This window comes from Bacillus cereus group sp. MYBK220-1 (assembly GCF_051916445.1).
Classification (GTDB): Bacteria; Bacillota; Bacilli; order Bacillales; family Bacillaceae_G; genus Bacillus_A; species Bacillus_A cereus.
Map to the genome: position 1 here is coordinate 53288 of NZ_JBQAGQ010000010.1, position 13436 is coordinate 66723.

Genomic DNA, 13436 nt, shown 5'->3' on the forward strand with positions numbered 1-13436 from the left:
AATACATTAGCGATTATTAAAATATATCGACTTACCGACAGAAAACGACAATAATAGCAAGCTTTAAATAAAAGGAGGCTATTCAAAAACGAGCCTCCTTTTCGTTTAGTATAAAGATTTTGTCATATTATTCCGAATAATTTCAAGGGATTTCGCTACAGTTAATGCGTTTTTTTCTTCAATTTCTGGTTTACGGGGGATAGGTTTATACATGTTGTCTGGATCTTCCCATGTGAGGGGAAGTTCTGTTTCTGCTTGTCCTTTCCAAGCTTCAATCCATTCTGGAGGGAGATAACCTGAGATGTTTTGGATGTTGTTCATTTCGAGCCAAATGAGTGCCCAAGCTCTTGGAACGACGCGCCAGTGATCATAGCCACCGCCACCGACAGCGATCCAGCGACCGTCGCAATATTCATTAGCAATTTCACGAGCGAGCTTCGGTATTTCGCGGTAAATATTCATTGTCGCACAAAGATGCGTAAGTGGGTCATAATAATGTGCGTCAGCACCATTTTGCGTTAAAATAATATCCGGTTTAAAGTACGCTGCAACTTCTTTTACAACAGTTCGATATGATTCTAAGAACGATTCATCTTCTGTAAAAGCATCGAGTGGAACGTTAAAAGAATAACTATAGCCATTACCTTGTCCGCGTTCATTTACAGCGCCAGTTCCAGGAAATAAATAGCGACCAGTTTCATGTAATGAAATTGTGCATACGTTAGGGTCATCATAAAACGACCATTGTACGCCATCGCCGTGATGAGCATCTGTATCAATATATAAGACGCGTAAACCGTATTTCTTTTGAATATACTTCATTGCGATAGAACTGTCGTTATAAATACAAAAGCCAGATGCTTTGCCGCGAAAGCCGTGATGTAAGCCGCCACCTAAATTGAGAGCGTGCTTTACTTTCCCAGAAAGAACAGCATCGACAGCTGTTAATGTACCACCAACGAGCAATGCGCTTGCTTCGTGCATATTTGGGAACATCGGTGTATCTTCTGTTCCGAGTCCATATGTCATTGCAATTGATTTTTCTAACTTTCCTTCTCCAGCACGTTTTACCGCATTTATGTACTCCTCTGTATGAACGTAGGCGATTTCTTCATCTGTAGCCGTCCGTGGTGAGATGATTTGAGAGGGAGAGATGAAACCGCCCTTTTGTAATAAATCATACGTAAGTGTGACGCGCAGTTGGTTAAAAGGATGATCAGGGCTAAATGAATAGCCCCGGAAGTCATCCGAATAAATAAACGCGCTACTCATGCCTGCATCCCCATGATGTTTGGCCATAATACGCGGTAGCCTTCTGCTTCAAGTGCATCAATCACTTTTAGAGGATTCATCGTTTGAATGCGGAAAACGAGTACTTTATCATTCTCATCTTTTGCTGGATAGACGAGAACGCTCACGATATTTATTTGTAAATCACTAAAAATAGCAACGACTTTTCCAAGAATACCAGGTTCGTTTTTTACTTGAATTTCAATTTGCGAACTTGGTTGATGTGCTCCTGTTAATTTTACTAACGTGTGTAATACTGTAGATTCAGAAATGATTCCAACTAACTTCCCGGCCTTTGTAACAGGAAGACAGCCAATTTTATTTTCAAAAAATAAAGTAGCAATTTCCTCAACGAAATCGAGAGGATGGCAAGTCATAACAGGATGTTTCATAATAAGTTCGAGCGGTTGCTGTAGCATATCGAGTGAAACTTGTTCATCTAGAATAGACGGACTTGCATCTCTTACATCCCGATCAGAAATAATGCCTACGACGTGATTATTTTGATCGACAATTGGAATGTGCCGAATGCCTTTCGTGCGTATCGTTCGGATTGCTGTTTCGATTGTATCGTTTGGATGTAATGTAACTACATTTTGATTCATAATTTCTTCTACAATCATTCCAGTTGCCCCCTTTATTAATACATAAAACGATTGTGAAAACGTAGACGATCAAAAGCTTGAATAGAATCCGTATCAACGCGTTTACCGATGCGGACCATCAAACAGTTGGCAGGATGTGAACAAATTTCAGGATCGTCTGTAGCCATCCATTGTAACCCGCCAGCATTCATCATCTTCTCCATTACTTTTCGGTATTCCCACACATTCAATCCTGTTTGTTTCAAATCCCAGTGCCAATAATATTCAGTCGTCAATATAATGTAATCTTCCATATAATCGTCCATCATAGAAACCTCTAGTAAGTTCTTTCCGACAGAACTCCCGCGGAAGGCTGGGACTACTTCAATTGCCCCAAGCTCAATTAAGTTTTCCATTTTTCCTTCTGACCATCGTTCAAGTGGATCAGGATACAAGTATGTAACATATCCAACAATTGTTTGGTCATGTCTAGCAATAATGAGACGAGCTTCTGGTAATTTAGAAATTTCGACAATTGCTTTATATTGTTGCTCGGCAGGACGAAACGCAATTAAGTCTGGATGAAACTCATACATTTCTAAGTTATGTGTAGAGACAGGACCTTCAATAATTAAAGTGCCTTTCGCTGTTTTTAAGTTTCTAGCATTATATATTTTTTTATGAATCAATGTATTGCTCACCACCTTGAGGGTTTGTGAATCTATTAATATCGTACTTTATAATATATGCGATGTGAATCGAAATTTGTCATTAAAAATTTGTCTAAAAATCAACAAATATACTGAAAATTTTAAATGATGTCATTATAATAGATAATAGAATACATAGGAGGGGGATGTAAAGTATGAAAGTAGAAACGCTTCCTGTCATTAAAGGAGAAAATAATTTGCCGAATTATGATGAGGCATACGCGAATTTTAACTGGGAAGAGGTTAATAAAAACTTTACTTGGAATGAAACAGGCCGAGTAAATATGGCGTATGAGGCAATTGATAAGCATGCGAAATCCGATCGAAAGAATAAAGTAGCTCTTTATTATCAAGATGGATCGCGAAAAGAGAAATATACATTTAAGGAAATGAAGGATTTTTCTAATAAAGCAGGAAACGTCCTTAAGAATTATGGCGATGTAGAAAAAGGCGATCGCGTTTTTATTTTTATGCCACGTTCTCCAGAGTTATATTTCGCACTTTTAGGTGCAGTGAAATTAGGAGCAATTGTTGGACCGCTATTTGAAGCATTTATGGAAGGCGCAGTTCGCGATCGCTTAGAAGATAGCGAAGCAAAGGTGTTAATTACAACGCCTGAATTATTAGAGCGCGTACCATTAAATGATTTACCGGCTTTAAAAACAGTTTTCCTTGTTGGAGATAATGTAGAAGAAGGCGGTAAAACGGTAGCGTTCAATCCGTTATTTGAACAAGCTTCAAAAGAATTACATATTGAATGGTTAGGCCGTGAAGACGGTTTGATTCTACATTACACGTCTGGTTCTACTGGTAAGCCAAAAGGTGTGCTTCATGCGCAAAACGCAATGGTTCAGCACTATCAAACGGCGAAGTGGGTATTAGATTTAAAAGAAGACGATGTATATTGGTGTACTGCTGACCCGGGCTGGGTAACTGGAACAGCTTACGGTATTTTCGCACCGTGGTTAGTTGGAGCGTCAAATGTTATTTTAGGTGGACGCTTTAGTCCAGAAGCTTGGTATGAAGCACTGCAAGATTACGGTGTGACGGTTTGGTACAGCGCACCAACAGCATTCCGTATGTTAATGGGAGCTGGACAAGACGCAATTAAAAAATATGACTTATCACAAGTTCGTCACGTATTAAGCGTTGGTGAGCCGTTAAATCCAGAAGTAATTCGCTGGGGTATGAATGCATTTGGACTTCGTATTCATGATACGTGGTGGATGACAGAAACAGGTGGACAAGTAATTTGTAACTACCCTTGTATGGAAATCCGTCCAGGTTCAATGGGTAAACCAATTCCAGGTGTGAAAGCAGCGATTGTTGATAATGAAGGAAATGAAGTGCCTCCTTACACAATGGGTAACTTAGCAATTGCGAAAGGTTGGCCATCTATGATGCGCGGGATCTGGAATAACCAGCAAAAATATGAATCTTATTTCATGCCGGGAGATTGGTACGTATCAGGTGACTCTGCCTATATGGATGAAGATGGATACTTCTGGTTCCAAGGGCGTATTGACGATGTAATTATGACGTCAGGTGAGCGCGTTGGTCCGTTTGAAGTAGAAAGTAAATTAATCGAGCATGCTGCTGTTGCAGAAGCTGGTGTAATTGGTATTCCTGATCCGGTGCGCGGCGAAATTATTAAAGCATTTATCGCACTTCGAGCAGGATACGAACCATCTGATGAATTAAAAGAAGAAATTCGTCAATTTGTAAAGAAAGGCCTAGCAGCTCATGCAGCGCCACGACAAATTGAATTTAGAGATAAATTACCGAAAACGAGAAGTGGTAAAATTATGCGCCGCGTATTAAAAGCGTGGGAGTTAAACTTACCAACAGGTGACTTATCAACGATGGAAGATTAAGAGAGAAAGGTCTGAACGAAAAATGTTCAGGCCTTTCTTTTTTATGATATCATGAACTTATATATATAAGTTAAAGGGGATAGTATGATGAAAACAGAAAAGGAAAAGATGATACTAGGAGAAATGTACATACCGGCTGATCCAGTTTTAGTACAAGAAAGAGAGCAAGCACGTATATTAACGAGAAAATTAAATGATACGCCAGAAGAGCAATTGAAAGAGCGTAGCGAAATCGTAAAAGAATTATTCGGAACGACAGGAGATAATATTCATCTTGAATCTTCTTTTAGATGTGATTACGGCTATAACATTCACGTTGGCGAAAATTTTTACGCGAACTTTGACTGTACGATTCTAGACGTATGCCCGGTAACAATCGGAGTGAACTGTATGTTAGCTCCAGGTGTTCACATTTATACAGCAACGCACCCACTTGATCCAATTGAGCGTATAAGCGGATCAGAATACGGAAAACCAGTTACAATTGGCGATAACGTATGGATTGGCGGAAGAGCAATTATTAATCCAGGTGTAACAATTGGAGACAATGCGGTGATCGCATCTGGTGCTGTCGTAACGAAAGATGTGCCTAATAATGTAGTAGTTGGCGGGAATCCTGCAAAGATTATAAAAAAACTAAAATAATATTTGAACGAAGTGCCTTCCTCGTCTGTATACATTTATGAAAGAATAGATGAGGGAGGCTTTTATATGTCTAATAAATTACTTCTTGCGACGTTGTAAAGGATTGACAAGAAGGGAAACCTGACCTCTATTTGACATGCCTATATAAATGATGGTATAAAGAAAAGTATATGAATAATTGAGCGTGGAAAGGGAGAAGTAGTGATCATTTCCCTGTTTTAGAGAGCTGATGGCCGGTGAAAATCAGCACATAGATGATCGCGAATTACGCCCCTAGAGCATCTTTTTTCGATTGAATTTTATTCAAAAGGGAAAAGACGGTGCTAAGCCGTTATGTAAATAAGGTGGTAGGCTTTTTTGCCTGCAACTAGGGTGGTAACGCGATAATCAAAATCGTCCCTTATTTGAAGGGGCGATTTTTTTATGTTTTCAACCTTCACGCCAGTAATGAACTTAAAGGAGAGTATGTAGGATATGGGTATTTTACAAGATCTTGAATTTCGCGGTCTAATTAATCAGCAAACAGATGCTGAGGGCCTTGAGCAATTATTAGAAAAAGAAAGCGTTAAATTATACTGTGGTTTCGACCCGACAGCGGATAGCTTACACATTGGTCATATGTTACCAGTATTAATGTTACGTCGTTTCCAATTAGCTGGTCACCAACCAATCGCACTTGTTGGTGGTGGTACTGGTATGATCGGTGACCCGAGTGGTAAAAAAGCAGAACGTACATTAAATACGAAAGATACAGTTGCTTACTACACAGAAAGCATTAAAAACCAACTTTCAAACTTCTTAGAGTTTGAAAACGTGGACAACCCAGCAACGATGGCTAACAACTACGACTGGCTTGGTAGCTTAGATGTAATTTCATTCTTACGCGATATCGGTAAAAACTTCGGTTTAAACTATATGTTAGCAAAAGATACAGTAGCATCTCGTTTAGAAACTGGTATTTCATTCACTGAGTTTAGTTACATGATTTTACAATCATACGACTTCTTAAACTTATATCAGCAACATAATTGCCGTCTACAAATCGGTGGTAGTGACCAATGGGGTAACATTACAGCTGGTCTTGAATTAATCCGTAAATCAGAAGAAGATGCGAAAGCATTCGGTTTAACAATTCCACTAGTTACTAAATCTGACGGTACGAAGTTTGGTAAAACCGAAGGCGGCGCAATTTGGTTAGACCCAGAGAAAACAACTCCTTACGAGTTCTACCAATTCTGGATTAACACAGATGACCGCGACGTTGTTAAATACTTAAAATACTTCACATTCTTATCTCATGAAGAAATTCTTGAGCTTGAAAAGCAAGTAGCTGAAGCGCCAGAAAAACGTGCAGCACAAAAAGCATTAGGTTCTGAAATGACAAAACTTGTTCACGGCGAAGAAGCATTAGAGCAAGCGATTAAAATTTCAGCTGCATTATTCAGCGGTTCTGTAGCAGAACTGACTGCAAGCGAAATCGAGCAAGGATTCAAAGACGTACCATCTGTAGAACGTACTGCAGAAGATACAGTATTAATCGACTTACTTGTAGAAAGCAAAATCTCTCCATCAAAACGTCAAGCACGTGAAGATGTAACGAACGGCGCAATCTACGTGAACGGTGAGCGTACACAAGCATTAGACTACGTTGTAACAGAAAACGACCGCATCGAAGGTAAATTCACAATCATTCGCCGCGGTAAGAAGAAATATTTCTTAATTCGTTACTAATAAATAAAAAGCTTTGAGGAATTTCCTCAAAGCTTTTTTGTTTTAATCTCCTTTTCGAGTTCATACGGAAATCACATGTAAGCGGTATGATAAACGTATAACAATTAGAAAGGAGTGGTAAAACGAAATGTCACTAGAAGCGTTGATTATTTTTTCTTTGCTAAACGCGGGTCAACTTGCAGAGAATTCGAAAGTTGATATACATAAAGAGCAGAAAGATGCTTATGTATATGTTCAAAAAGAGGAAAATAAATAACTTTATTTTATATATACGAAAAAAGAGGGTATCCCAGAAGGTCTTTAAAATGACCCTTTGGAGATATCTTTTTTGTTATTCATGTATTACTTTTAATGAAATTTGTCCTTTGGGGAGGATAGGTAGCGTAGGGGCATTTCTATCGTTAGACAACATTTTTAAAAATAAAGGGGGTGAAATGTCTACGAAAATCTATAAATTATTACATAATAAAAGCCACAAATCATATGAGTGTGACTTAAATGTTTTTATTCAGCCTCGAAGCGTAAAGTGATGAAAACTCAAATGAAACCATAAGATATCTAGCAGGATTTATTTTCCTAGATTTGAAATTGTTATATCAATTTTGTTTCTTTTTGCAGTGTTTAAAGCGTTGCTTAGTAAATCTAAAAAAGTTGTACCTGTTGGAGTAGCGTGATAATTGGCTAAACTAGTTGTTTTATTAGGAATTTTATTTCCCCAAGGTGGCTGTTTTTCCATGTGCTCAATATCCCAGATAACTTCTGTAGGAGGTAATTCACTTAAAATTTTTCTTATCTCTTCTACATTTTGAAGTGCTTCTTCTGTGTCCTCCCAACGTAACTTGTCGAAATATAAATTCTTCATTAATAGTGGGTACTTAGTGCCCCAACCTTCAGACTCTGTATGATAAGACATGGTTGAAAAAAAGCTATGTAAAAAATCAGGGTGTCCTGTTTCATAGAAAAATATATCTACTTTAAATCCTACTGCCATTAATATCAATCCTCGCGCTTAAATATTACGTTTTTGATGAATAATTACATAAATCAATAAAAAGAAGAACGTTTATTCTCACTACAAGGCGTTCTTCTTTTTTTGTTTTATTCGTCGTCTTCAAAATCGCGTAAGCTATCTAGCAATTCTGTAAAAGATGAACAAACAGGGTAAATTGCTTCTTCCATCTCTTCTTCCTCATGATCCCAAAATACAACGGTTGGGGCTTCGGGGTTATTTCGGTAATCAAAGCATAGAAGGTTACCAAACGGGTCTCTAGCAAAAGGGTATACTTTATCAACTAATCTATCTTTTATACCTTCATAGTTTTGGACAATCGAATATTTATCTTCTATATGAAGAGTTAAGAGGTCACTGAATACATTTTCATCTTGTCCTGGTACATCAAATACTTTTGGGTTAGGGTATCCCCCGTCATATTTCTTCACGCACGCAACAAAATCGTTGGGTAATTTAATATTAAAATATTGTTCTGCCTTTTGGATTTCTTCGTCTGTAACTGGTGTTTTACTCATAAAGGACCATGTAATATTGTTCATTTTTGCCACTCCTTATTTATCGCTATCTTTTCCCCAAATTCTATAGCCACCTGTATGGCCAGTATCGTGATGTATCTGATAATCTACAAGTTGCATTCTACCAGTATCTTGATGGTGATGCCATGTGTAATGCTTTGGTGTTTCACCTTGTTTAAACATTTGAATTTCTTCTTTCGTAAATCTTGAAGCTAAATCAGGGTCTTTTATTATTTGTTCGTATAATGCTTTACTACATTTTCTAAAATGTGTTGTTCTAGATTTTTTTAAGTCTGCCTCTTTTAGGATTACCTCACCCTTAGATTTAAAAATAGGGAACCCATCTGCATCATACGGAATACCTGTAACAGGGTGTTTGTCTCCTGCCAACTCACCTTTTCTTAATCTTATTGTCTTAGGGCCATTTGGACCTTCATAAGTATATGGAGCTGCTTTCTGCAAATACTGTTGGATACTTCCAACTCCTGCATATGAGAAAGAATTTCCAGGTTTTAATTCATAGTTGTTTAATATATGCAATGCATTTCTGTATGCAGGGGGATTAGTTATAAGGGATTTCCCTTTAATAAGACTTGTCATAGCAGATGCTTTACCTACTTGTCCAATTTTATCTAGACCTTTGCTACCAATAAACCCTGTGAGTAGCGAGGTGACTACATAAGCTGCATAATGTTCCCTACTTTCCATATCCCCATTCCATAATTCGTTCATGAATGAATCGGACAGGGCATTCCATGCCGCAGGTAGGGTTTCTTTATAATTTACGATTGCATCTTTCATGTTTAACCAGGTCTCTTTATCTCCCAAAGCAACAAATCCGTCCCATGCGTCTACAACGCCATCTACTACACCAGTGGAAATACCAGTCCAGGCATCGCTCAAATCCTTTTTATTTCTATCCCAAAAGGATTGTTCTGATTGTGGTGGGATTTTTCCACACATTGCACCTTCTTCAATTGAATTATCAGCCTGACGATTCTTATCTTCTGTAATCGATTGAATAGAAGTTACCCATTCCATATTCAACCCTTGTGTACTAAATGTACCACTTGCAGGACTAAAACCTTTTCCACTTTGGACTTCGGCTAAACCTGTCGCAATGTTAGCGGCTAATTGAATTGCTGTACTATAGTTATCGCTAGATGTTTGATTAAATTCATATAGATGTTCTAGTTTCTCTTGCAGTTTTCGTTTCATGACAGCAAAAAGATTTACCATATCGTTCATGCCCGGATTTGGCATAGTTTGATGGAGTGCTTCTGTACTTGCTATCATTCGGTCAATTTCTCGAATTTGTTCTAATATTTCTTGTTCAATAACATCTGTTGAAGCTACCTGTGATTGAAATTGACTTGGAAAGGCATCGTTCTGACGAATTAATTCCTCACATAAGTAAATGATTCCTTGTGCCAAAGGACGAAAGGTTTGTAAGAAATATGCTTTTGCACTGCTATATGTTTGTCCTTGTAGAACAGTATCCAATGCAAAAGCATCAATAGAATGAATAATTTGTTCCATACCTTGAATAGTAGTGGTACAGAAAGAGTTCATACTTTCTGTTTGAGCTTGTACTTCACCGAGATACATATTTAAAGACATGAACTTTCCCTCCCCCTTACAAAAAAATACCAATTTAAGGAAGAGGTTGTAAATATAATGTTCTAATTATTCCGAAAACAAAAACTTGTTCATTAAGTTTTTTAATCTCATTCGGATGCTCGGGTGATGAAGAGGTTTTTAAGGTTGAATGTAAATAGAAAAAGGGAAGATATAGATTATGTACACATAAATACGTTGTAAAAATCATGTTAAAAAAAAAGAAAGTATAGCAAAGAAAAATGAGTTATGGGGTAGAATGTAGTGTTTTTAAGTGTTAGAAGAAGGTAAGCTGGCTAAATTCAGAAATGATAATTCTAATGTTGTATTAGCATTGAAAGAAATACTAACATTAGAACAAATAGGACAGTATAAAATGAATTAGATAATGAAGAAAGCCGCTCGTTTTTTCGGGGCGGCTTATTCTTTACATGTTTTAGTTTTCTTCTTCTTTGTAATTTAATGCAATCTCTACTATTTCTTCCGGTGTTAAATCCCTAAAATCCCAAAAGATTATATCACTTGGAGCGGGATGAGGTACACCGCTATTATTAAATTGGTTTACGTATTCATTAAGTTCTTCTTCAGGTAATTTAGGATTACAAATCTTTGTTACAAGTTCAATAAGTTCTTCTTTTGTCATTTTGAGTGTCATACTAACCATCCTTTCATAATCATTAACCTTTTTTACCGAAATGATATGAACGATCTAAAACATTTTGATGCATTTTAGGAGAAACAATTATTAAGTTATCGAGATTGTACACATCTCCACCCTGGTGAATTGGTTGTTTATGGTGCAAAATATATTGATTGTGCTGACCATACTTCTCAGATAATGGAGCGAATGGAGCTTTACCCTCTTTCATAAGGTTTATATTTCTTTGGTTAAATTCTGTCGCATAGTCTGAATCAGCAACTGTTTTCCAAAACTCTTTTCTAAAATCATCAAAGGAGTTGAAATTTTTTCCAATTAGCTTATTTCGAATTTCTTGTGGAATAACACCAATTGAACCTTTATTATACATTAGTTTCTTTTGAGTCCCTAAACTTCGTTCAAGATTAAAACTTGAAGTTACTGTTCCTGGAGAATTTCTTTTTTGTGCACTTGAAATCGTAGTCTTTGCAAAATTATAGTAGGCTTGATTCAATTCGCTTTGAGGTATCTTGGTTATGATAGTTCCACCAGAGAAAGCATAAGAAACATCTTTCTTAAAAGATTGTAAAATCTCAGATGCGTGCTTCATTTCTTTTATTAGTGTTACTCCTTTTGTTAATGTACTTGCTCCACTTGATGCTTTTACTCCTTTTATAACAAGTCCTGCTCTACCTAATCCCTTGTCGGCGATTAGACCAATACCTATTTGGGTTAATGCATAAGTAATCCATTGCGTACGGCTCTCTGCATCTCCATTTATCATATCTCGTTTCACGGTACTTGAAAATGTATGCCACATATTTTTCGCCGTTTCATCCAAATGTAAAATCGCATATGTAACATTAATAAAAGTTTCTATATCCATATTCCTTATATTCATATTACTTAAAGTTTCCATGGACTTGATTGCATCTTCAACAGATTTCCCTGTTCCGATTACAGTACCATTCCATATCTTTTTTACTGTTTCGAACATTTTAACTACACTGTTTACCTTATCGCCCCAAGCTTTTTTAATCGCAGATGTTTCTTCTAGCCTACCGCACATTTCTCCATCTTTAATTAAATGATCAGCTTTTCGTTTTTTTTCTTCTGTAATTGCTTGAATAGGACCCGTCCACTCCATATTCAACCCTTGCGTACTAAATGTACCACTTGCAGGACTAAAACCTTTTCCACTTTGGATTCGGCGAGACCCGTCGCAATGCTAGCAGCTAATTGAATCGCTGTATTATAGTTATCACTAGATGTTTGATTAAATTCATATAGGTGCTCTAGCTTTTCTTGAAGTTTACGCCTCATGTCAGCAAATAGATTTACTATAGCATCCATGCCCGAGATAGGCATAGCTTGATTGATTGCTTCCGTACTTGCTATCATTCGGTCAATTTCTCGAATTTGTTCTAATATCTCCTGTTCGATAACATCTGTAGAAGCGACCTGTGATTGAAAGTCTCTTGGAAAAGCATCATTTTGACGGATTAATTCTTCGCATAAGTAAATGATTCCTTGTGCTAACGGACGAAAGGTTTGTAAGAAATATGCTTTTGCACTGCTATATGTTTGTCCTTGTAGAACAGTATCCAATGCAAAAGCATCAATAGAATGAATAATTTGTTCCATACCTTGAATAGTAGTGGTACAGAAAGAGTTCATACTTTCTGTTTGAGCTTGTACTTCACCGAGATACATATTTAAAGACATGAACTTTCCCTCCTCTTACAAGAAAATAATACCAATTTAAGGAAGGGGGTTGTAAATGTAATATTCTGATAATTCGGCGGTTAAAGAGATACTTGTTCATTAAGTTTTTTTAATCTTATTCAGATGCTCGGGTGATGAAGAGGTTTTTAAGTTGAATGTAAATAGAAAAAGGGAAGGTATAGATTATGTACAAATAAATACGTTGTAAAAATCATGTTAACAAAAGGAGAGTACAGCAAAGAAAAATGAGTTGTGGGGTAGAATGTAGTGTTTTTTTAGTGTTAGAAGAAGGGGGGAGTTTTTTATTAATGTGGATAAAAAATGGATGAAATTCTAGAGAGAGGGTTAAGTTTTATTTTGTTACATTGTTTTGTTTTTATACATATAATCGGCTATATTCAATAAAAAAAGCCCAGGCCCCTTGATAAACAAGGTTCCTAAGGCTTTTAATAATACTCTTTTCAGAGTACCGAGATTAACGAGAGTAGAACTCTACGATTAATGCTTCGTTGATTTCAGCTGGTAACTCAGAACGCTCAGCGTGACGAGTGTAAGTAGCTTCTAATTTGTCAGCATCGAAAGTTAAGTATTCTGGTACGAAGTTGTTAACTTCGATCGCTTCTTTAACAACAACAAGGCTGTTAGATTTTTCGCGAACGCTGATAGTTTGACCAGGTTTTACACGGTAAGATGGGATATCTACGCGAGCGCCATCAACCATGATGTGACCGTGGTTTACTAATTGGCGAGCTGCACGACGAGTGCGAGCTAAGCCCATACGGTAAACTAAGTTGTCAAGACGAGCTTCAAGAAGGATCATGAAGTTTTCGCCGTGCTTACCAGGCATTTTACCTGCTTGGTCAAATGTGCGACGGAATTGACGCTCAGTCATGCCGTACATGTGACGAAGTTTTTGTTTCTCTTGTAATTGTAAACCGTATTCTGAAAGTTTCTTACGTTGGTTAGGACCGTGAGGACCTGGTGCGTAAGGGCGTTTTTCTAATTCTTTTCCTGTGCCGCTTAGAGAGATTCCAAGACGACGAGACAGTTTCCAAGCTGGACCTGTATAACGAGCCATAGTTGACTCCTCCTTTAA

Annotated in this window: 12 protein-coding genes, 1 pseudogene and 1 other annotated feature; of the genes and pseudogenes, 4 read left to right on the forward strand and 9 right to left on the reverse strand. The window is 37.3% G+C overall.

Features of this window, described 5'->3' with window-relative positions:
• Positions 1 to 105 precede the first annotated feature (105 nt).
• From acuC to acuA, 3 genes are read right to left on the reverse strand one after another with little or no spacing between them, the layout of a single operon-like run.
• Positions 106 to 1272, reverse strand: coding sequence for an acetoin utilization protein AcuC (gene acuC / locus ACTFRU_RS26280; protein ID WP_017674370.1), 1167 nt, complete (start codon positions 1270 to 1272; stop codon positions 106 to 108).
• Positions 1269 to 1913, reverse strand: a complete 645-nt coding sequence (locus tag ACTFRU_RS26285) for an acetoin utilization AcuB family protein (RefSeq protein WP_000634583.1) — start codon at positions 1911 to 1913, stop codon at positions 1269 to 1271. Before ACTFRU_RS26285 ends, acuC begins: the two co-directional genes overlap by 4 nt.
• Before the next feature lie 17 nt (positions 1914 to 1930).
• Positions 1931 to 2563: an acetoin utilization protein acetyltransferase AcuA gene (gene acuA / locus ACTFRU_RS26290; RefSeq protein ID WP_000581388.1), complete on the reverse strand. Its 633-nt coding sequence runs from the start codon at positions 2561 to 2563 to the stop codon at positions 1931 to 1933.
• 176 nt (positions 2564 to 2739) lie between these two features.
• On the opposite strand from acuA, the gene acsA reads away from it, so the two are divergent.
• The 4 genes from acsA to ACTFRU_RS26310 all read left to right on the forward strand — a co-directional run bounded on the left by acsA (position 2740) and on the right by ACTFRU_RS26310 (position 7090).
• Entirely contained in the window at positions 2740 to 4458 is a 1719-nt protein-coding gene (gene acsA / locus ACTFRU_RS26295; protein WP_000862049.1) for an acetate--CoA ligase, read from the forward strand.
• Positions 4459 to 4542: 84 nt separating this feature from the next.
• On the forward strand, positions 4543 to 5103 hold the full coding sequence (locus ACTFRU_RS26300; protein ID WP_016099034.1) for a maltose acetyltransferase domain-containing protein: 561 nt from the start codon (positions 4543 to 4545) through the stop codon (positions 5101 to 5103).
• 176 nt (positions 5104 to 5279) lie between these two features.
• Positions 5280 to 5507: a binding site (T-box leader), on the forward strand.
• 70 nt (positions 5508 to 5577) lie between these two features.
• Positions 5578 to 6834, forward strand: a complete 1257-nt coding sequence (tyrS, locus tag ACTFRU_RS26305) for a tyrosine--tRNA ligase (RefSeq protein WP_000512092.1) — start codon at positions 5578 to 5580, stop codon at positions 6832 to 6834.
• Between the two features lie 127 nt (positions 6835 to 6961).
• The gene (locus ACTFRU_RS26310) at positions 6962 to 7090 is read left to right on the forward strand and encodes a hypothetical protein (protein ID WP_000050940.1); all 129 of its coding nucleotides are present in this window, start codon (positions 6962 to 6964) and stop codon (positions 7088 to 7090) included.
• 312 nt (positions 7091 to 7402) lie between these two features.
• On the opposite strand, the gene ACTFRU_RS26315 is transcribed toward ACTFRU_RS26310, so the two are convergent.
• The 6 genes and pseudogenes from ACTFRU_RS26315 to rpsD form a co-directional block, all read right to left on the reverse strand.
• The gene (locus tag ACTFRU_RS26315; protein ID WP_000268163.1) at positions 7403 to 7825 is read right to left on the reverse strand and encodes an immunity 70 family protein; all 423 of its coding nucleotides are present in this window, start codon (positions 7823 to 7825) and stop codon (positions 7403 to 7405) included.
• 107 nt (positions 7826 to 7932) lie between these two features.
• A complete protein-coding gene (locus ACTFRU_RS26320) occupies positions 7933 to 8385 on the reverse strand; it encodes an SMI1/KNR4 family protein (RefSeq protein ID WP_001060036.1) in 453 nt (150 codons plus the stop codon).
• 12 nt (positions 8386 to 8397) lie between these two features.
• Positions 8398 to 9981: an HNH endonuclease gene (locus tag ACTFRU_RS26325; protein ID WP_088867934.1), complete on the reverse strand. Its 1584-nt coding sequence runs from the start codon at positions 9979 to 9981 to the stop codon at positions 8398 to 8400.
• A 433-nt stretch (positions 9982 to 10414) separates the two neighbouring features.
• A complete protein-coding gene (locus ACTFRU_RS26330) occupies positions 10415 to 10633 on the reverse strand; it encodes a bacteriocin immunity protein (RefSeq protein WP_000172895.1) in 219 nt (72 codons plus the stop codon).
• Positions 10634 to 10655: 22 nt separating this feature from the next.
• A pseudogene (locus ACTFRU_RS26335) lies at positions 10656 to 12340 on the reverse strand (T7SS effector LXG polymorphic toxin).
• Positions 12341 to 12815: 475 nt separating this feature from the next.
• Positions 12816 to 13418 (reverse strand): 30S ribosomal protein S4, encoded by a 603-nt coding sequence (gene rpsD, locus ACTFRU_RS26340; RefSeq protein ID WP_000135317.1) that lies wholly within the window; start codon positions 13416 to 13418, stop codon positions 12816 to 12818.
• Between the last annotated feature and the right edge of the window lie 18 nt (positions 13419 to 13436).